General features: G+C 63.4%; 18 protein-coding genes. 10 read left to right on the forward strand and 8 right to left on the reverse strand.

Going from position 1 to position 19,835, the window contains the following annotated elements; all coding sequences use genetic code 11:
- A partial coding sequence (locus ACI2KG_RS11405; RefSeq protein ID WP_404661982.1) for an ATP cone domain-containing protein occupies window positions 1-1,463 on the reverse strand: 1,463 nt, incomplete at its 3' end.
- A 970-nt stretch (window positions 1,464-2,433) separates the two neighbouring features.
- Here ACI2KG_RS11405 and ACI2KG_RS11410 point away from each other — a divergent pair.
- The gene (locus ACI2KG_RS11410) at window positions 2,434-3,132 is read left to right on the forward strand and encodes a response regulator (protein ID WP_404661983.1); all 699 of its coding nucleotides are present in this window, start codon (window positions 2,434-2,436) and stop codon (window positions 3,130-3,132) included.
- Window positions 3,129-4,736 carry an ATP-binding protein gene (locus ACI2KG_RS11415; protein ID WP_404661984.1) on the forward strand — a complete coding sequence of 536 codons (1,608 nt, stop codon included), beginning with the start codon at window positions 3,129-3,131 and terminating at the stop codon, window positions 4,734-4,736. Before ACI2KG_RS11410 ends, ACI2KG_RS11415 begins: the two co-directional genes overlap by 4 nt.
- A gap of 3 nt (window positions 4,737-4,739) precedes the next feature.
- Here ACI2KG_RS11415 and ACI2KG_RS11420 read toward each other — a convergent pair whose 3' ends face one another.
- Both ACI2KG_RS11420 and ACI2KG_RS11425 read right to left on the reverse strand, forming a co-directional pair.
- On the reverse strand, window positions 4,740-5,441 hold the full coding sequence (locus ACI2KG_RS11420) for a 4'-phosphopantetheinyl transferase (RefSeq protein WP_404661985.1): 702 nt from the start codon (window positions 5,439-5,441) through the stop codon (window positions 4,740-4,742).
- A 202-nt stretch (window positions 5,442-5,643) separates the two neighbouring features.
- Window positions 5,644-6,435, reverse strand: a complete 792-nt coding sequence (locus ACI2KG_RS11425) for a dienelactone hydrolase family protein (RefSeq protein ID WP_404661986.1) — start codon at window positions 6,433-6,435, stop codon at window positions 5,644-5,646.
- 129 nt (window positions 6,436-6,564) lie between these two features.
- Between ACI2KG_RS11425 and ACI2KG_RS11430 the strand changes: the two genes are divergently transcribed.
- From ACI2KG_RS11430 to ACI2KG_RS11445, 4 genes are all read left to right on the forward strand, one after another.
- Window positions 6,565-7,170, forward strand: a complete 606-nt coding sequence (locus ACI2KG_RS11430) for an outer membrane beta-barrel protein (RefSeq protein WP_201207853.1) — start codon at window positions 6,565-6,567, stop codon at window positions 7,168-7,170.
- Between the two features lie 133 nt (window positions 7,171-7,303).
- A complete protein-coding gene (locus tag ACI2KG_RS11435; protein ID WP_025340281.1) occupies window positions 7,304-7,981 on the forward strand; it encodes a response regulator in 678 nt (225 codons plus the stop codon).
- Entirely contained in the window at window positions 7,978-9,324 is a 1,347-nt protein-coding gene (locus ACI2KG_RS11440) for an ATP-binding protein (RefSeq protein ID WP_404661987.1), read from the forward strand. Before ACI2KG_RS11435 ends, ACI2KG_RS11440 begins: the two co-directional genes overlap by 4 nt.
- A gap of 435 nt (window positions 9,325-9,759) precedes the next feature.
- Window positions 9,760-11,082: a dicarboxylate/amino acid:cation symporter gene (locus tag ACI2KG_RS11445; protein WP_404661988.1), complete on the forward strand. Its 1,323-nt coding sequence runs from the start codon at window positions 9,760-9,762 to the stop codon at window positions 11,080-11,082.
- Window positions 11,083-11,292: 210 nt separating this feature from the next.
- Here ACI2KG_RS11445 and tsaA read toward each other — a convergent pair whose 3' ends face one another.
- From tsaA to ACI2KG_RS11465, 4 genes are all read right to left on the reverse strand, one after another.
- Entirely contained in the window at window positions 11,293-11,985 is a 693-nt protein-coding gene (tsaA, locus tag ACI2KG_RS11450) for a tRNA (N6-threonylcarbamoyladenosine(37)-N6)-methyltransferase TrmO (RefSeq protein WP_400613327.1), read from the reverse strand.
- Between the two features lie 6 nt (window positions 11,986-11,991).
- Window positions 11,992-12,453 carry a DUF1456 family protein gene (locus tag ACI2KG_RS11455; RefSeq protein ID WP_400613330.1) on the reverse strand — a complete coding sequence of 154 codons (462 nt, stop codon included), beginning with the start codon at window positions 12,451-12,453 and terminating at the stop codon, window positions 11,992-11,994.
- Between the two features lie 49 nt (window positions 12,454-12,502).
- Window positions 12,503-13,213, reverse strand: a complete 711-nt coding sequence (locus ACI2KG_RS11460) for an rRNA pseudouridine synthase (RefSeq protein ID WP_404661989.1) — start codon at window positions 13,211-13,213, stop codon at window positions 12,503-12,505.
- Window positions 13,214-13,332: 119 nt separating this feature from the next.
- Window positions 13,333-13,788 (reverse strand): GNAT family N-acetyltransferase, encoded by a 456-nt coding sequence (locus tag ACI2KG_RS11465; protein ID WP_404661990.1) that lies wholly within the window; start codon window positions 13,786-13,788, stop codon window positions 13,333-13,335.
- A 197-nt stretch (window positions 13,789-13,985) separates the two neighbouring features.
- Between ACI2KG_RS11465 and ACI2KG_RS11470 the strand changes: the two genes are divergently transcribed.
- The 4 genes from ACI2KG_RS11470 (at window position 13,986) to ACI2KG_RS11485 (ending at window position 18,148) form a co-directional block, all read left to right on the forward strand.
- Window positions 13,986-14,624 carry a hypothetical protein gene (locus ACI2KG_RS11470; RefSeq protein ID WP_404661991.1) on the forward strand — a complete coding sequence of 213 codons (639 nt, stop codon included), beginning with the start codon at window positions 13,986-13,988 and terminating at the stop codon, window positions 14,622-14,624.
- 199 nt (window positions 14,625-14,823) lie between these two features.
- Window positions 14,824-15,669: a DUF6502 family protein gene (locus ACI2KG_RS11475; RefSeq protein ID WP_404661992.1), complete on the forward strand. Its 846-nt coding sequence runs from the start codon at window positions 14,824-14,826 to the stop codon at window positions 15,667-15,669.
- Window positions 15,666-17,345 carry a DUF5666 domain-containing protein gene (locus ACI2KG_RS11480; RefSeq protein WP_404661993.1) on the forward strand — a complete coding sequence of 560 codons (1,680 nt, stop codon included), beginning with the start codon at window positions 15,666-15,668 and terminating at the stop codon, window positions 17,343-17,345. Before ACI2KG_RS11475 ends, ACI2KG_RS11480 begins: the two co-directional genes overlap by 4 nt.
- A gap of 53 nt (window positions 17,346-17,398) precedes the next feature.
- The gene (locus ACI2KG_RS11485; RefSeq protein ID WP_404661994.1) at window positions 17,399-18,148 is read left to right on the forward strand and encodes a hypothetical protein; all 750 of its coding nucleotides are present in this window, start codon (window positions 17,399-17,401) and stop codon (window positions 18,146-18,148) included.
- A gap of 195 nt (window positions 18,149-18,343) precedes the next feature.
- On the opposite strand, the gene rimO is transcribed toward ACI2KG_RS11485, so the two are convergent.
- Window positions 18,344-19,675: a 30S ribosomal protein S12 methylthiotransferase RimO gene (gene rimO, locus ACI2KG_RS11490; RefSeq protein ID WP_201207575.1), complete on the reverse strand. Its 1,332-nt coding sequence runs from the start codon at window positions 19,673-19,675 to the stop codon at window positions 18,344-18,346.
- Window positions 19,676-19,835 lie beyond the last annotated feature (160 nt).

Below are 19,835 nucleotides of genomic sequence, written 5' to 3' on the forward strand. Positions count from 1 at the left end.
GGGATCCAGTTGGCGGTGTTCATGTCGTGGGTACGACGGCGATCATCACCGGTGTTCTTGCGCAGCTCGATGAATTCTTCGATGTCCAGGTGCCAGGTTTCCAGGTAGGCACAGACCGCGCCTTTGCGCTTGCCACCCTGGTTAACGGCAACGGCGGTGTCGTTGACCACTTTCAGGAACGGCACGACGCCCTGGGATTTACCGTTGGTGCCCTTGATGTACGAGCCCAGTGCACGGACCGGGGTCCAGTCGTTGCCCAGGCCACCGGCGAATTTCGACAGCATGGCGTTGTCGTGGATCGCGTGGTAGATGCCCGACAGGTCGTCCGGCACGGTGGTCAGGTAGCAGCTGGACAGCTGCGGGCGCAGGGTGCCGGCGTTGAACAGGGTCGGGGTCGAGGCCATGTAGTCGAAGGACGACAACAGGTTGTAGAACTCGATCGCACGGGCTTCCTTGTCTTTCTCTTCCAGCGCCAGGCCCATGGCCACACGCATGAAGAACACCTGTGGCAGCTCGAAGCGCACGCCATCCTTGTGGATGAAGTAGCGGTCGTACAGGGTTTGCAGGCCCAGGTAGGTGAACTGCTGGTCGCGCTCGTGGTTGATCGCCTTGCCCAGTTTTTCCAGGTCGAAGTCGGCCAGGGCAGGGTTCAGCAGTTCAAACTCGATACCTTTGGCGACATAGGCCGGCAGGGCCTTGGCGTACAGGTCGGCCATCTCGTGGTGGGTGGCGCTGTCGGCCACGTCCAGGAAGCCCAGGCCTTCGGCGCGCAGGGTGTCCATCAGCAGGCGGGCGGTAACGAACGAGTAGTTCGGCTCGCGCTCTACCAAGGTACGGGCGGTCATCACCAGGGCGGTGTTGACGTCCTTGATGGCCACGCCGTCGTACAGGTTCTTCAGGGTTTCGCGCTGGATCAGGTCGCCATCGACTTCGGCCAGGCCTTCGCAGGCTTCGCTGATGATGGTGTTCAGGCGGGCCATGTCGAGTGGCGCCAGGCTGCCGTCGGCCAGGGTGATACGGATGGACGGGTGCGGCTCGACCACGGCGTCGGTGTTGGCGCGGGTGGCACGTTCCTTGGCACGCTGGTCGCGGTAGATCACGTAGTCACGGGCAACTTTCTGCTCGCCGGCGCGCATCAGGGCCAGTTCGACCTGGTCCTGGATTTCTTCGATGTGGATGGTGCCACCCGATGGCATGCGACGCTTGAACGTGGCGGTAACCTGCTCGGTCAGGCGCGCGACGGTGTCGTGGATGCGCGACGAGGCAGCGGCGGTGCCGCCTTCAACTGCAAGGAACGCCTTGGTGATGGCAACGGTGATCTTGTCGTCGGTGTACGGGACGACAGTGCCGTTACGCTTGATCACGCGCAGTTGGCCGGGGGCGGTGGCAGCCAGATCCTGGTTGGAATCGGCGGCCTGCGGCACCTGGGCCTGCGGGTTCTCGCGAGTTGTGTCGGTTTGCATGGGTGGGTGTCTCCACAGTTTCTATATTGTTCAGGCGCCTTATGGGCGCCCACCGTTCCGTCCACTTGCTCGATAACCTCGCGGGGACGCGCAATGGCATGCGCATCCGCCCGCGCGGGCGTACCGACTTCGGGACAGACTCAGGAATAAGGGGCAATAGCTTGCCGCTCCCTGGCCGAAGTCAAAGGTTCTGGGCCGGGCCCAAAAACTGTTGCTGATGGATGCCAGGCCTGGCCTGCAACACCCATACCCGAACAAGACCCCGGAAGGGCTTGCCTCGGTCGCCTCCGCAGGAGCGGTTTGGCTGCTGAAATCACCTGAAGTTCCACCGGCAAAATCGCTTGATCTTGCGGGTTGACTTTTATGTGTGATTTTGCACGAACCCCTATATCTAGTGGTTCGCTGCGATCGGGATACAAGATAATGCGGTATTGGGGGCTTTGCAAGGCGAGCGCCTGTGGATAACTTGTGTGTACTTTGTGAGTGAATGGTGGGTATTCGCTGTAGGCCTTGTGCCAAGTGGTTTGCAGTATTTTTCTGCGCCTTGGTGCCCCGAAGCAGTTTTTTTCGGGGGCGCACCCTACCACAAAAAACGGTTCAGTCGAGGGGGGCAGGTGCATGCCTGTAGCTGGTTGTTGCCTGTCAGATCGAGCGCCGCCCGCGCGGCGCTTCGCGGCACAAGGCCGCTCCCACATCTGTTTCGGGCCAATTATTCCTGTGCCTTTGGCGCGCGCACCCTAGGTCCATGGCTTGAAATTGATGAAGAGCAGTGGCGGAGCCGATTTCGAATGGAACAAACAAGGCGGCCAGCAGTGAAATCACAGGAGTGATTGGCCCGAAACAGACTGTGGGAGCGGGCTTGCCCCGCGAAGCGCCGCGCGGGCGGCGCTCGATTTCATAGACACCAAAGATCTACAGTCATACGCTCGAAGGCGCTGATGCGATCCAAAGAATAAAAAGGGCCAATGCCATGGACCACCCCGCACCCCGTATCCTCATTGTCGAAGACGACCAGCGCCTGGCCGAACTCACCGCCGAATACCTGCACGCCAACGGCTTCGAGGTCGCGGTGGAAGGCGATGGCGCCCGCGCCGCTCGGCGCATAGTGGACAGCCAGCCCGACCTGGTCATCCTCGACCTGATGCTGCCCGGCGAGGACGGCCTGAGCATCTGCCGTCGGGTGCGCAGTCAATTCCCCGGCCCGATCCTCATGCTTACCGCCCGCAGCGACGAACTCGACCAGGTTCAGGGCCTGGACCTGGGCGCCGACGATTACGTGTGCAAACCGGTGCGCCCACGCCTGCTGCTGGCGCGCATCCAGGCCCTGCTGCGCCGCAGCGATGCGCTCGACAGCAAGCGCCACGACCTGGCCTTCGGCGCACTGCGCATCGACAACCGCCTGCGCGAGGCGCGCCTGGGCGAACAGTTGATCGAACTGACCGGCGCCGAATTCGACCTGCTCTGGCTGCTGGCCAGCAACGCCGGGCGGGTGCTGACCCGCGAGCAGATCTTCACCGCGTTGCGCGGCGTCGGCTACGACGGCCAGGACCGCTCCATCGACATCCGCATCTCAAAGATACGCCCGAAGATAGGCGATGACCCCATCCAGCCCCGGCTGATCAAGACCCTGCGCAGCAAGGGCTACCTGTTCGTCGGCGAGGCGCCATGAACAATTCGATCTTCCTGCGGATATACGGCGGGATGCTGGCCGTGCTGGTGCTGGTGGCCCTGCTCGGCGTGCTCAGCCTGCACCTGGTCAACGAAGTGCGCGCCGCCCAGCACCGCGAGGGCCTGGCCCAGGGCACCTTCAGCCTGATGGCCGACAACCTGGCCATGCAGAACGACACCGAACGCAAGCGCTCGCTGCTGATCTGGGAGCGCCTGCTCGGCGTGCCGCTGACGCTGCAGCCGATGACCGCGCGCAGCCTCGACGGCGGCCAGCGAGCACGGTTGTACCGTGGCCTGGTGGTGGTCGAGAAGACTGGCCCGCATGCGGCACAAGTGCTGCGCAAGGTCGGCCAGGAAGACCTGATGCTGGTGGCACAGATCAAACAGATCAGCGAGCAGCTGGCGCGGGCTACTCTTTACCTCCTGACCGACGAACTGGTGCGTTACCCGGTAACCGAACAGCAGCAGCGTCTGGCTCAGATAAAGCAGGAAAAGGGCTTCGGCTTTGGTGTTGCCCTGCAGCGCATCGAGCGGGTCAACCTGGACGATGACCAGCGGCGCCGGGTCGAGGAAGGCGATACGGTGATGGCGCTGGGCAGGGATGGCGATTCGATCCGGGTATTCGCCGGGCTCGCCGGCTCGCCCTGGGTGCTGGAAATCGGCCCGCTGTACCAGCTCAACCCATACCCGCCGCAGTTGCTCATCCTGATCGCGTTCCTTGGCTTGTGCCTGATCGGCCTGGTGGTCTACCTGCTGGTGCGCCAGCTGGAGCGCCGTGTGTCTGGCCTGGAAATGGCCGCCACGCGCATCGCCCAGGGCAGCCTGGACACCCGCGTACCGGCCGGCGACGCCGACTCGGTGGGGCGGCTGGCCGCTGCCTTCAACGGCATGGCCGAGCACCTGCAGCGCTCGCTGACCATGCAGCGCGAACTGGTGCGGGCGGTGTCCCACGAGCTGCGCACGCCGGTCGCACGCCTGCGGTTTGGCCTGGAGATGATTGAAAGCGCCAGCACCGAGCAGGCGCGCGCCAAGCACCTGGCCGGCATGGACGGCGATATCCAGGACCTCGACAAGCTGGTTGACGAGATGCTCACCTACGCACGCCTGGAGCAGGGCGCGCCGGCCTTGCAATTCCAGCGGGTCGACCTGGATGCCTTGCTTGACCGGGTGATCGCAGAGCTGGCGCCACTGCGTGCCGATGTGCGCGTGGTGCGCGGTGAGTGTCAGGGCGCGGATGCCGACGGCGCCTGGGTCGAGGCCGAGCCGCGCTACCTGCACCGGGCGCTGCAGAACCTGGTCGGCAATGCGATGCGCCATGCCGAATCGCAGGTGCGCCTGAGCTACCAGTTGGGGCAGCAACGCTGCCGCATTGATGTGGAAGACGACGGCCCAGGTATACCTGAAGGTGTCTGGGATCGCATCTTCACGCCGTTCACCCGCCTTGACGACAGCCGTACCCGTGCCTCGGGCGGGCATGGCCTGGGCCTGTCGATTGTGCGGCGGATCATCTACTGGCACGCCGGGCGGGCCACCGTGGGGCGCAGTGAAGCGCTGGGCGGTGCCTGCTTCAGCCTGAATTGGCCGCGGCAGCAGGCGCCGCTGTAAAGGTCAGACGCTGACCAGGCTGAGCAGGTGGCCGTGCTGCAGGCAGAACTGGCCTTGCAGCTCTGCGCCCTGTTGCCATTGCGGTGACAGGTTGGTGAGCAGGCGCAGGCGTGCCAGGCCGTTGGCGGACCAGTCGAGCACTTCGGCGTGTTCGAAGTAGAAGCGCTGGCGGGTCAGCGGGTAGAGGGTCTTGAACAGGCTTTCCTTCAGCGAGAAGGTCAAGGTGACCGTCAGCCCGAGCTGGCGGCGGTCGAGGCGTTCAAGCTCGGCCGGGGTGAGGATTTCACCCATCAGCCGCGCGGCGCGCTCATCATCGAGCAGGGCTTCCTGGTCCAGCCCCAGGCCTTGGCAACTGCCCTCGGCGGCGACCACTGCGGCGGCCCAGCCTTTGCCGTGGGTAATCGAGCCACGAATGCCGCTGGGCCAGATGGGCGAGCGGTCTTCGTGGGTGCCGGGTACGTAGTCGCGGCCGTCCAGGCGCTGCAACGCGGCGCGGGCGCATACGCGGCCGGCCAGGTACTCGGCCTGGCGCTTGGGCACTGAGCGTTGCAGGCTGGCGCTGGGGACGATGCCGGCACGCTGGAAGTCGTCAGCGGCCAGGTGGGCGGGGTCGAAGGCGCAACTGACCAGCACTGCGCCGGGTAATGGGCGTGGCAGGGGCCAGTGTTGCTGGAGCGGGGCGCAGCAGGCGGGGAGTGTGTTCATGGGGGCTATTGTGCCAGCCGAGACGGCGGTGTGGGAGGTGGAATAGTTGGGGCTGCTTCGCAGCCCAATCGCCGGCAAGCCAGCTCCCACAGGTTGCGCAAAAGCCTGAGCTTTCCCAGGTGGCGCACAAGGCCTGAGGCTGGCGCTGTACTTGTGGGAGCTGGCTTGCCGGCGATGGGCCGCAAAGCGGCCCCGGCGATCTCTACTTGAATACCTTCTTGAAAAACGCCTGCATATCCGCCCACGAACGCTCATCCGCTGCCTTGTTATAGCCAATGTCCGGCCCGCCATGTTCACCATGGCTCAAGCGGTCCGCATCCGGGTTGGTAAACCCATGCTTGGCCCCCTCGATACTGACAAACTGATAGTTGACCTTGGCTGCATCCATCTCGGCCTTGAACGCCTCTACCTGTTGCGCGGTAACCATGCTGTCCGCCGCACCATGCTCGACCAGGATATCCGCGCGCACCACGCCCGGCTTGGCCGGGGTCTGTGTGGCCAGTGGGCCATGGAAGCTCACCACACCGTCCAGCTTCTCGCCACGGCGCGCAGCGTCCAGCACCACCTTGCCGCCGAAGCAGTAGCCGACGGCGCCCAGCTCATGTTTGTTAGTATTCGGTTGCAGCTTCAGCAGCTCAAGGCCGGCGTCGAAGCGCCTGGCCGCCGCCGCAGGGTCTTTCATCGCCGCCGCCATGAACGCCTGGGCATCCTGCGGGTGCTCGGTGTGCTTGCCGTCGCCATACATGTCGATGGCCAGCGCGTTGTAGCCCAGCGCCGCCAGATCGCGGGCGCGGCGTTTGGCGTAGTCGTTCAGCCCCCACCACTCATGCACCACGACAATGCCGGGGCGTTTGCCTTCGACGGCATCGTCGTAGGCGTAATAGCCGACCAGGCGGTTGCCGTCGGTGTCCTGGTAAGGAATTTCGCGGGTTTGGACCGCCGCCTGGGCGAGGGCGGCGCTGCACATCAGGGTCAGGGCCAGCAGGACACGCATGGGCACTACTCCTTGTTCGGCAATCAGTTCGTTCAGCCGAGGTTCAGTCAGGGTTCAGTCGCGGTTCAGGGTGCCCTGCTTACTCTAGCTTCCAGACCGAAACAGCGCACCCAACTGGAGTAACCTGCCATGAAAACCTTCAACACCCTGCTTGCCGCCATGGCCGTCTGTGCCGCTGGCATCACCACCGCCCAGGCCGCCGACGACAACTTTGCCAGCCTGACCTACGGCCAGACCAGCGACAAGGTTCGCAAGTCCGGCCTGCTGCAGCGCAACACCGACAACCTCAACGCCGACGGTATCATCGGCAAGGATGACACCTGGGGTGTGCGAGTGGGCAAGATCAATGATCAGGGCCGCTACTACATGACCTATGACAACGTCTCGGGCGACCACAGCGGCCTGAAGCTGCGCCAGGAAAACCTGCTGGGCAGCTACGACCTGTTCCTGCCAGTGGGTGATACCACCAAACTGTTCGGCGGCGGCAGCCTGGGCATGACCAAACTCACCCAGGACTCGCCAGGCGCCAGCCGCGATACCGACTACGGTTATGCCTACGGCCTGCAGGCCGGTGTGATCCAGGACATCACCGACAAGGCCTCGGTCGAACTGGGCTACCGCTATCTGCGCACCAATGCTGCGACCGAAGTGGGTGCGCATGGCGGGCCGAAGGACGGTACCTTGCGCCTGACCAGCAGCGCGCAGACTTACCTGGCTGCTTCCTACAAGTTCTGACGGGCGAGTCGCGTTATCCTGTGGCGGCCTCTTCGCGGCTAAAGCCGCTCCTACAAAGGAGTGCGTTTCCCTTGTAGGAGCGGCTTTAGCCGCGAAGAGGCCGCCACAGGCAACACAAATCAAGGAGCTGCACATGAAACTGCTGGTGGTCGAGGACGAAGCCCTGCTTCGCCATCACCTCTACACCCGCCTGGGCGAAAGCGGCCATGTGGTCGAGGCAGTCGCCGATGCCGAAGAGGCGCTGTACCAGGCCGGGCAGTACCACTTCGACCTGGCCATCATCGACCTGGGCCTGCCTGGCATCAGTGGCCTTGAGTTGATCACGCGCTTGCGCAGCCAGGACAAGACGTTCCCCATTCTCATCCTTACCGCACGTGGCAACTGGCAGGACAAGGTCGAGGGCCTGGCTGCCGGGGCTGACGACTATCTGGTCAAACCGTTCCAGTTCGAAGAACTCGAAGCGCGCCTCAATGCCTTGCTGCGCCGCTCCAGCGGCTTCACCCAGTCGACCATCGCCGCCGGCCCGTTGGTGCTCGACCTCAACCGCAAGCAAGCCACCCTCGACGAACAGCCCCTGGCGCTGACCGCCTACGAGTACCGCATCCTTGAATACCTCATGCGCCATCACCAGCAGGTGGTGGCCAAGGACCGCCTGATGGAGCAGTTGTACCCGGGTGATGAGGAGCGTGACCCGAATGTGATCGAGGTGCTGGTCGGCCGCCTGCGGCGCAAGCTTGAGGGCGAACATGGCTTCAAACCAATCGATACCGTACGCGGCCTGGGCTACCTATTCACCGAGCGCTGCCGATGATCCGCTCGCTGCGCGTGCGCCTGATGCTGGCCGCCGCCGTGTTGGCGCTGCTGTTCATGCTGGCCTTGCTACCCGCCTTGCAGAAAGCCTTCAGCCTGGCCCTGCAAGAGTCGATCGAGCAGCGCCTGGCTTCGGATGTGACCACGCTGATATCGGCGGCGCGCATCGAGCATGGCCAGTTGCAGATGCCAACGCTGCTGCCGGACGAGCGCTACAACCTGCCGTACACCGGCTTGCTCGGGTATATCTTCGACCGCGACGGCAACCTGGTCTGGCAGTCGCGTGCCACTGCCGACCGGCACATCAACTATCGCCCGCGCTATGACGGGCGCGGCAACGAATTTGCCCGCATTCACCAGTCCGATGGCGAAGAGTTCTTTGTCTACGACGTCGAAATCAAACTGCTGGGTGGCCAGAGCGCCGCCTACAGCATTGTCGCCCTGCAGCCGGTGAGCGAGTACAAGGCCACCCTCAATGGCCTGCGCGAAAAGCTCTACCTTGGCTTTGGCGCGGCCTTGTTGGCGCTGTTGGTATTGCTGTGGGCCGGCCTGACCTGGGGCCTGCGCTCGTTGCGCCGGCTCAGCCATGAGCTGGACGAGGTGGAGTCGGGCGCCCGCGATGGCTTGAGCGGCGAGCACCCGCGCGAGTTGCTGCGCCTGACCCGCTCGCTCAACCGCCTGCTGCGCAGTGAGCGTGAGCAGCGCACACGCTACCGCGATTCGTTGGACGACCTGGCGCACAGCCTGAAAACCCCGCTGGCGGTGCTGCAGGGCGTGGGCGAATGCTTGCAGCAGCGCAGCGGCGAGCGTGAGCAGGCGCGGGTGCTGCAAAGCCAGATCGAGCGCATGAGCCAGCAGATCGATTACCAACTGCAGCGCGCCAGCCTGCGCAAGAGTGGCCTGGTTCGCCACAGCGTGTTGTTGCGGCCGTTGCTCGACAGCCTGTGCAGCACCTTGGCCAAGGTTTACCGCGATAAACGGGTAGACGTGGAACTGGATTTGCCCGATGCGGCTCAGGTGCCGATGGAGCAGGGCGCGTTACTGGAAATGCTCGGCAACCTGCTGGAGAACGCCTACCGGCTGAGCCTGAGCCAGGTGCGGGTAAGTTTGCAGCAGGCACCGGGGCGGTTGACCTTGTGTATCGAGGACGACGGGCCGGGTGTGCCGGCCAATCAGCGTGAGCGGATTCTCGAGCGTGGCGAGCGGCTGGACAGCCAGCACCCGGGGCAGGGGATCGGGCTGGCGGTGGTCAAGGATATTGTCGACAGCTATGACGCCGAATTGAGCCTGGGGGATTCGCCTTTGGGCGGTGCTGCCTTCAGAATTACTTTCAGCCTGGAGTGATTGGCTGGTTTTGCCGGCCTCTTCGCGGGTAAACCCGCTCCTACAACGGTACGCGATCGTTGTAGGAGCGGGTTTACCCGCGAAGAGGCCGGCACAGGCAACCCGCAAGAGCGGATTCCCGCGAAAGGGCCGGCACAGGCAAACCACAAAGGGGCGGATTCCCGCCATACTTCCCCGTACAAATCCCGCCACCAGGCGGAAATCCGCCAGCCTTCCTCAGCCAAATCGCCCTGTCGTTGGGCATTTATCCCAGGCAAACATGGCCTTTGCACCCTTGATGGGCATTTTGGCACCACCCTTGCTATTGATCTTCGCAGAGGCCTGCCCAGGCAGCTCGAACACAACGACAAATCCCTCCAGGTGCAGGAGGGTTAGCGATTCAGGTGCCCCATCACCCTGGGAAGGGTGAACCGGCACACTTGAGGAAGATTAGCCATGACGACACGTCAGCCGCTGTACAAATCCCTGTATGTCCAGGTGTTGGTCGCCATCACCATCGGCATCCTGCTCGGCCACTTCTACCCCGAAACCGGCGTTGCCCTGAAACCGCTGGGTGACGGCTTCGTCAAATTGATCAAGATGGTCATCGCCCCGATCATCTTCTGTACCGTGGTCAGCGGCATCGCCGGCATGCAGAGCATGAAGTCGGTCGGCAAGACTGGCGGCTACGCGCTGCTGTACTTTGAAATCGTCTCCACCATCGCCCTGATCATCGGCCTTGTCGTCGTCAACGTGGTCAAGCCAGGCGCTGGCATGCACATCGACGTCAGCACCCTGAACGCCAGCAGCGTGGCAGCCTACGCCGCCGCCGGCGCGCAGCAGACCACCGTCGGCTTCCTGCTCAACATCATCCCTAACACCGTGGTTGGTGCCTTCGCCAACGGCGACATCCTGCAGGTGTTGATGTTCTCGGTAATCTTCGGCTTCGCCTTGCACCGCTTGGGTAGCTACGGCAAGCCGGTGCTGGACCTGATCGACCGCTTCGCCCATGTCATGTTCAACATCATCAACATGATCATGAAGCTGGCTCCGGTCGGTGCCTTTGGCGCCATGGCTTTCACCATCGGCCAGTACGGTGTCGGTTCGCTGGTACAGCTGGGTTACCTGATGGCCTGCTTCTACGTCACCTGCCTGCTGTTCGTGCTGGTGGTGCTGGGCGGTATCTGCCGCGCTCACGGCTTCAGTGTCCTCAAGCTGATCCGCTACATCCGTGAAGAGCTGATGATCGTGCTGGGCACTTCTTCCTCGGAATCGGCCTTGCCACGCATGCTGGCCAAGATGGAGCGCCTGGGTGCCAAGAAGTCGGTGGTTGGCCTGGTCATCCCGACCGGTTACTCGTTCAACCTCGACGGCACCTCGATCTACCTGACCATGGCTGCAGTGTTTATCGCCCAGGCGACTGACACCACCATGGACATCACCCACCAGATCACCTTGCTGCTGGTGCTGCTGGTGGCGTCCAAAGGTGCTGCCGGCGTTACCGGTTCGGGCTTCATCGTCCTGGCTGCCACCCTGTCGGCGGTTGGCCACCTGCCGGTAGCCGGCCTGGCGCTGATCCTCGGCATCGACCGCTTCATGTCCGAAGCCCGCGCCCTGACCAACCTGGTCGGCAACGCTGTGGCGACCGTGGTTGTGGCCAAGTGGGTCAACGAAATGGACAACGACAAGCTGGCTTCGGAGCTGGCCTCCGGCGGTGCACCGCTAGTCGATACCCGCCCGACCGACGACCTGGGCGTGGCGGAAGGCCCGGCTCGTTGATAGCGTTGCGGTAAAAACGAAAAAGGCGACCTTCTGGTCGCCTTTTTCATGCCTGCGCGGTCCCCTTGTAGGAGCGGCCTTGTGTCGCGATCGGGGCGCGTAGCGGCCCCACGATTTCCGCCATCCTGCAAGATTGCCGGGGCTGCTACGCAGCCCAATCGCGACGCAAGGCCGCTCCTACAAGGGACCGCGAACAGGCTTGGGTCGAGGTCAGGCCAGCACCACCTCCAATACCCGGATTTGCTCCGGCTGCGGGTAATGCCACCTCACCTGCACATCCCAGAACCTTACCCCATACACCCGCTCCGCCGGTGGCACCTGGTAGGCCGGGCGTGGGTCCTGCGCCAGGCATTGCTCGATCAGCTCCACCAGCGGCTCACCCAACCGAAGCGCATGCTCGCGGGCCTGGGGCAGGGCGCTGTCGGCCCACTGCACGGCAATGGCCGCAGGCGCGGCGCTGGCCATCTGGTTGCGGGCGTCGGCGATGCTGTCGGCATAGGGTACATAGGGCTTGATGTCCAGCACTGGCGTGCCGTCCAGCAGGTCGATCCCGGACAGCAACAGGCGCCCAGGCTCGACGCCCTCCAGGCGCACCACCGACTGGCCGATGCCATTGGGCCGGTGGGTGGCGCGGGTGGCAAACACGCCCATGCTCTTGTTGCCACCCAGGCGCGGTGGCCGCACCTTCAGGCGCGGCTTGTCTTCAAGGGCCTGATGGAACAGAAACAGCAGCCACACATGGCTGACCTGCTCCAGGCCCTCTACTGCATCACCCTGGTCAAACGGCGGCAGCAGCTCCAGCACACCGCGCGCGGCGGGGGCCAGCTGCGGTTGCCGCGGGATAGCGAACTTCTCCTTGAAGCAGGAGCGGACGATGCCGACCGGGGCAACCGTATGCTGCATGGCCACCTAGCCGCGCACGCGCAAGGTCAGGCCCTTGAGGAAGTTGCGCAGCAACTGGTCGCCGCACGGGCGGTAGTTGTCGTGGCCGGCCTTGCGGAACAGCGCGCTGAGTTCAGGCTTGCTGACCGGGAAGTTGACCGCCTTGAGGATCGCGTGCAGGTCGTCTTCCTTGAGTTCGAAGGCAACCCGCAGCTTCTTGAGGATCAGGTTGTTGGTGACCGGCAGCTCGACCGGCTGCGGCGGGCGGCTGTCATCCTTGCCGCGGCGGTAGATCACCAAGCCATCGAGGAAGTGCGCCATCACCCGTTCCGGGCAGCGCACAAAGCCTTCCTCTTCCTCTTTTTTCAGGTAGGTGGCCAGCACCAAGGGGTTCACTTCAAGCCCGGAGAGCCCGATGATCTCGGCCATCTTGGCGTCGTTCACCTTGAGCATGTAGCGCAGGCTGCGCAGGACGTCGTTGTGGTTCATTGCTGCAAAATCCTGTTCAGTAGCCGCGCGTTCCAGCGCGGCGTATTGCTTAGAAACGTTCGGTAGTGGCCAGGTAGCGCCATTGGCCCAGCGGCAACTTGCCCATCGACACGCCACCCAGGCGAATACGGCGCATGCTGACCAGCTCAAGGCGCAAGTAAGCGCACAGCTCGGCGATCTGACCGGGCTGCGGATTTTTCAAGGCCATGCGCAGGTGGGTCTCGTTCTGCCAGCTGGCCTTGGCCTTGGGCAACTCGCGGTCATTGCGGGTGGCGCCGCGGGCCAGGCGCTCCAGCGCCTGGGGCGTGGTCTCGCCGCGTACTTCAACGACAAACTCCTGCTCCAGGCGGCGCAGGTCGGCTTCGACCTTTCGGGTTACCCGCCAATCCTGGGTAAACACCTGCAGGCCGCTGGCACCGCGCTCCAGCGGCGCTATGCAGGCCTGACGGGCAAAATGCCCGTGCAAGGCGCGCACACCCTCACGGTGGGCTTCGCTGAGGCTGCCCATGTTCATGCTGGCGCGGGCGGTTTCGCTGTCCATGCCGGCGGGCTGGTTCAACAGCAGGGTTACCGGCTCGAGGGTTTCGGCACGGGCACCCGGCAGCAATTCGACGCGCTGCTGCTCGACCTTGAACTGCGGTTGCTCGACCACCACGCCATCGACCGTTACCCAGCCTCCTTCAATGTACTGCTCGGCCTCGCGGCGGGAGCAGCCAAGTTGCTCGATAAGGCGTTTGGACAGGCGGACGGGTTCAGACATGGGGCAATTCGCAAAGGCAGGGAAAGACCACCATTGTACCTGCCCCTACGCGGTTGATGATGGGAATCTGTGTCAGTTGCGCCATTTTGCCGACCTGCCGCGGCATATTCAGTCGCCACTCAGGGGTTTGTACGCATCAGCCTCATGTGCAGCAAGGGGTAGGGTTGCCCCAGGCCGTCGGTGGCTGAGCGGCCGATCACTTCGAAACCTTCATGCAAGTAGAAGCCCAAGGCTTGTGGGTTCTGCTCGTTGACGTCCAGGCATTCGGCATTCAGCTCGTTAATGGCATAGCGCAGCAGGCGCTTGCCAACCCCTTGGCCACGGTAGGCCGGTGCGACGAACAGCATGTCCACCCGGCCATTGGCGACCCCGGCGAAGCCACAGATGCGTTGGCGGTCCTTGCAGCAGATCAGCATCACGGCGTCGAGGTAGCGGCGCAGCACATGTTCTCGCAACAGCAGGATGTAGCCCTCTGGCAGGAAGTCGTGGGTGGCGCGTACCGAGTCCTCCCACACCTGGACCAGTTCGCTGTAGTCGCTCAAGCGCGGGGTTTGCAGCGTCAGTGGCGCAGGCATGCCGAGTTCCTCCGTGGCGATAGGGAAAACATAGCAGGCCAACCACTGGTCGGCTTGTTTGCGCGGCGCTTGAACGCCGGGCTGGCGGGGTCTATTAATTTGATGTGGGAAAAAATCCCACGCAGTGAAAAGAACAAACTGACAATAGAATTCCTGACTGACCTGGCGTTCTCGTGGCGAAGACCTGGAGACGGACTATGCAAATCCACCTGCTATTCAAGAAGGCTCTGCTCGCGGCTGCCGTAGCTGGCGTGCTGTCGGCGTCAATTGTGTTGATCCCTGACTCGATTTCCCATGGGGCCAGTGCCTATGCCAAAGACGGTGGTGGTGGTGGTGGTCATGGCGGCGGTGGCGGTGGTGGTCACGGCGGTGGTGGTGGCAGCGGTGGTGGCGGTGGTCACGGTGGTGGTGGCAGCGGCGGCGGCGGCGGTCACGGTGGTGGAGGCGGCAGCGGTGGTGGCGGTCACGGCGGTGGCAGCGGCAGCGGTGGTGGCCACGGCAGTGGCGGCGAGGGCGGTGGGCATGCCGGCAACAGTGGCAGCGGCCATGACGGTCAGGGCCATGACGGCAACGCAAACTCCGGGCGCAGCAGTAGTCATGCTGAAGCGGGTGATGATCATGGCAATCACGTTGGTGACGATCACGGCAACCACGTTGGCGGTGAGCCCGGTGACGATCATGGCAACCATGTTGGCGGTGAGCCCGGGGACGATCATGGCAATCATGTCGGCGACGAGCCTGGCGATGATCACGGCAATCATGTTGGCGGTGAACCTGGTGATGATCACGGCAATCATGTGGGTGGTGAACCGGGTGATGACAACAGCAGAAGCTGATTGGCGCTGACGTGCAGCAGCCCATGCAAAACCCAGCGGACGGGTTTTGCGTGAGCAGGTTCCGGCCAGCCTGGCCCTTATCATGTCCTGGCGATGAGCGCCGACAGCTTTTTCTGGTTCCTGTCGAGAAGTGGCTGCACTGGGTGTGGGATGTTTTCCCGCGTCGTATACTCGGTTCCTCTGTCAAGGAATGCGCTCGATGCAATCGCCTGCCTTGCCCCCGTCGATGTTAAGTGCACTGCGGCGTGTCATGCGCCCGCTGGTACGCCTGATGCTGCGCAAAGGGGTTACCTACACGGTGTTCGCCGACCTGCTCAAGGAGGTGTTCGTCGATGTGGCCCACCGCGAGTTTCGCCTGAACGATACTCCCCCAACCGACAGCCGCATCAGCCTGCTGACAGGCGTACATCGCAAGGATGTCCGGCGCCTGCGCAGTGACGCGGGAGTGGCGTGCGAGGCCCTGCCGGAAAACATCACGCTGGGCGCACAGTTGGTCACTGTCTGGACTACCAGCCCGCCATTCTGCTCGCGGCCTGGGCAGGCGCTGGCGCTGCCGCGGCTGGCCAGTGTGGGGGGGGATTGCTCGTTCGATGCCCTGGTGGCCAAGGTCAGTACGGATATCCGCGGACGGGTGGTGCTGGATGAGTGGTTGCGCCTGGGGGTGGTGCGGCTTGATGAGCAGGATTGTGTGCACCTGGAAGCCCAGGCCTTCGTGCCGCAGAAGGGCTTTGAAGAAAAGGCCGCGTACTTCGGCCACAACCTGCATGACCATGCCTGCGCTGCGGTGCACAACCTCAGTAGCGAAGGCCCGCCGTTTTTCGAACGCAGCGTGCACTACGATGCCCTGAGCCCGGCCAGCGTCGAACAATTGCGGGAAATGGTTGCGAAGGATGGCATGCAGGCACTGCTTGCCATCAGCCGGCTTTCTGCTGAGCTGGAAAGCACGGATGCGCCCAGCGCCGAGCAACGTCAGCGCATCACTGTCGGGCTTTATTTCTACACTGAAGCAACCGACCCTGAATTGTCGAAGACACCCGGCCCATGACCCTGCTTGCGCGCTGCCTCAGTGCCGTCACGTTCGCCCTGGTTTTCGGGGTGAGCCTGCTGACGCCTGCCGAGGTGGCGGCAGCGCCGGTATGCGTCAGCCGTGACGAAGTGGGTATGGCCGGTGCCGCAAGCTTGCAGTTCCCTGGCGGTACCGGTGGTAGGGCGGGCGGGGTCGGCGGTACAGGTGTACGCAGTGACAACGGCGGTGTTGGCGGTACCGGCGCGCCACTTCCTCAGCGCCCCGGTGGCACGGGCGGTACGGGGGCGGTGGCCGACGGTGTGGACGGAGCCTACCTCGACCACGGTCACGGTGGTGTCGGGGGTACTGGCGCCCCGATCTTGCGCCCTGGCGGTACAGGGGGTACCGGTATCGTCGGCACCATCACCGGCTTCGCCTCGATCTGCGTCAACGGCATGGAAGTGCACTATGGCAAGGACGTGCCGGTCAGTGAAAACGGCGCACCCGCCAGCAGTGGCCACCTGGCCATCGGGCAGGTGGTGGCGGTAGAGGCATTTGCTACCCAGCGTGGCCTGCAAGCCGGGCGCATTTCGATCCTCAACGTGTTCGAAGGACCGTTGACGGCGTTGCCCAATGCCTCTGCACCGCTGCGGGTCATGGGCCAGCCGGTGCGGCTTGCCGCTGGCGCACGGGTGGCCGAAGGGCTGCGCCCGGGCGAGCCGGTCAAGGTCAGCGGCCTGCGCAATGCCCGCGGCGAAGTGGTGGCTACCCGTATCGAACGGGCCCCCGGCCTCAGGGAGGCCAGTGTGATTGGCGCGATCGACAGCCCAGGCAACCTGCAGGGGCTGAGGCTGGGCACCCGCGTAGCCCCTGCCCGGGAAGTGCTGGTGCGTGGCCAGTGGACGGGGCGCCAGCTGGAGGTGGCGCAAACCCGCCCAGACCCGAGCCTGCCGTTTGCTGGCCGTGTGCAGCAAGTGATGGTCGAAGGGCTGGTGCAACGCACACAGGCGCGGCAGTGGGTGGTCGCGGGTATCAATGTCACGCTGGGGCAGGGGACGGTGATCGTCGGCAAGCAGGCGCTCGATCAGCGCGTACGGGTGAGTGGGGTGCTCAGTGGTACTCACGAGCTACGGGCAACTCGCGTGGAGTTCCAGGATGATCGGGGTGACACTCCGCACAGGGACCATTCGGGACATGGCAGCGGGCATGACACGGACGACTCCGCAGGCGCTGGTAGCAACGCTACGACCGAGGTGCGCAGTGAAAGCAGTGGTGATCACAGCGGGCGCAGCGCCGTTGAGGATTCCGCTGGGCGTGGCAGTTCTGAACGCGTCGACAAGTCTGGCAAGTCGGAACATGTCGAAACCGTGGAGCGAACCGAGAGTAGCAACAGCGGGCGTTCCAATCGGGTGGAGAAGGTCGAAGTCGAAAAGGTGGAAAAGACCGAGAAGGTTGAAAAGGTCGAGAAGGTAGAAAAAGTCGAAAAACCGGAAAAAGTCGAGAAGGTAGAGAAAGTCGAGAAGGTAGAGAGGGTCGAGAAAGTCGAAAAGGTGGAGAAAGTCGGGAAGCCTGAAAAGGTCGAGAAAGTGGAGAAGGTAGAAAGAGTCGAAAAGGTCGAAAAGGTCGAGAAGCCTGAGAAGGTCGAAAAGGTAGAAAAAGTCGAGAAGGTCGAGGCGCCCGAAAAAATCGAGCATCCAGAGCGATCCGGGCGTTAGCCGACTAGGCTGGGTAAGTCCGAACACACTTCCCGAAACGACCTGAGGTGCCGATGAGACCCGCGCTCTCTCTTATCGCCTGCGTGTTGTCATGTACCAGTGCGTCGGCCCTGGCCGCTACCTTCAGCATTGCCACGGGCACGGACTATTCAACGGGTGACTACGGCACGGGGACCACTTCGGAAATCTGGTACGTCCCGCTGGTCGGCAAATACGAGACCGGCCCCATGACCTACAAGGTCACCGTGCCCTGGTTGCGCATCACCAACCCCGAAGTCGGCCCCAATGGTGACCCCCTGCCAGGCGGTTGCCATGATGTAGAAAGCGGGTTGGGTGACACGGTTGCCAGCGCCGGGTATGCGCTGCTCGATGGCAGTGACGGCGGCCTGATGCTCGACCTGATCGGCAAGGTCAAATTTCCCACGGCCGATGAAGACCAGTGCCTGGGCACCGGTGAGTACGACTACACCGCCCAGGTTGATATGACCAAAGGCTTTGGCCCGGTCACCGGTTTCGCCACGCTGGGCTGGAAGAAGTTCGGTGACCCGCCCGACAGCGATTTCGACGACCCGATCTTCGCCAGCCTCGGTTTCGCCATACCGGTGGCGACGGGGACTTCGGCAGGCGCCTCATACGATTGGCGGCAGAAAGTGGTCTCGACGGGCTCGCAAATCCAGGAACTGACCCTGTTTCTCACCCACAAGCTCAACCAGCAGTGGAAAGTGCAGCTTTACGCGGTCAAAGGGTTCTCTGATGCCAGCCCGGCTGCCGAAGGCGGGTTGATGCTGTTTCACACGTTCTGACGAAAAGCCCCTGCGCCTGGTGCCAGTCAGTCAAAGCTACTGGGGCTGCTGCGCAGCCCATCGCCGGCAAGCCAGCTCCCACCCCGATTGCATCGGCCTCAAGCCAGGTGCAGTACCTGTGGGAGCCTGGCTTGCCAGCGATGGGCCGCAACGCGGCCCCCAGATGCTTGACTGAGCTTCCAAGCTGCAGACGTTTTAGACAGGCTCAGCCCACATGTCGTACTCGTCGGCATCCACCACACGGCAACGCACTTTGTCGCCTGGCTTGAAGCCGTGGTCGCCATCGATGAACACACTGCCATCGATTTCCGGCGCATCGAAGAAGCTGCGGCCAACCGAACCTTGCTCTTCCACTTCGTCGATCAGCACCTCGATTTCCTTGCCGATACGCAGTTGCAGGCGGGCAGTGCTGATGGCCTGCTGGTGGGCCATGAAGCGGTCCCAGCGTTCCTGCTTGACGTCGTCCGGTACTTCGGCCAGGCCCAGGTCGTTGGCCGGGGCGCCTTCAACTGGCGAGTACTGGAAGCAACCGACGCGGTCCAGCTGGGCTTCAGTCAGCCAGTCCAGCAGGTACTGGAAGTCTTCTTCGGTTTCGCCCGGGAAGCCGACGATGAAGGTGGAGCGAATGACCAGTTCAGGGCACTGCTCGCGCCAGTTCTTGATACGTGCCAGGGTGCGGTCTTCGAACGCCGGGCGCTTCATCGACTTGAGCACTTTCGGGCTGGCATGCTGGAACGGGATGTCCAGGTACGGCAGGATCTTGCCGGCGGCCATCAGCGGGATCACGTCGTCAACGTTCGGGTACGGGTACACATAGTGCAGGCGGACCCAGGCACCCAGGCTGCTCAGTGCTTCGCACAGTTCGAGCATGCGGGTCTTGACCGGGCGGCCGTTCCAGAAGTCGGTCTTGTACTTGACGTCGACGCCGTAGGCGCTGGTGTCCTGGGAAATCACCAGGATTTCCTTGACCCCGGCCTTGACCAGGCGCTCTGCCTCGCTCAGCACTTCGCCTACCGGGCGGCTGACCAGCTTGCCGCGCATCGACGGGATGATGCAGAAGCTGCAGCTGTGGTTGCAGCCTTCGGAGATCTTCAGGTAGGCATAATGACGCGGGGTCAGCTTGACGCCCTGTGGCGGCACCAGGTCGATCAGCGGGTTGTGGTCCTGGCGCGGCGGCACTACTTCGTGCACAGCGTTGACCACCTGCTCGTACTGCTGCGGGCCGGTGACCGACAGCACGCTCGGGTGCACGTCACGGATGCTGCCTTCTTCGACGCCCATGCAGCCGGTGACGATGACCTTGCCGTTTTCCTTGATGGCTTCGCCGATCACTTCCAGCGACTCTGCCTTGGCGCTGTCGATGAAGCCGCAGGTGTTGACCACCACCACGTCGGCGTCCTCGTAAGTGGGCACGACTTCATAGCCTTCCATGCGCAGCTGGGTCAGGATGCGCTCAGAATCGACCAGGGCTTTTGGGCAACCCAGGCTTACGAAACCTACCTTCGGGGTGGCGGGCGTGGTGGACATGACTAACCTCGGTATTGAATGCAGGTCGCCCGGCCGGAATCGGGGGCGATCTTGACGGGCGCTTTCGGCGCCTCTGATCAAAAAGTGCGCAATTCTAGCGAGCGCGGGGTCGCTTGACCAGCAGAAATACGACGAACGCTGCGCTATGCTTCGCGCCGTT

The organism is Pseudomonas sp. NPDC089407, assembly GCF_044900445.1.
Taxonomy (GTDB): domain Bacteria; phylum Pseudomonadota; class Gammaproteobacteria; order Pseudomonadales; family Pseudomonadaceae; genus Aquipseudomonas.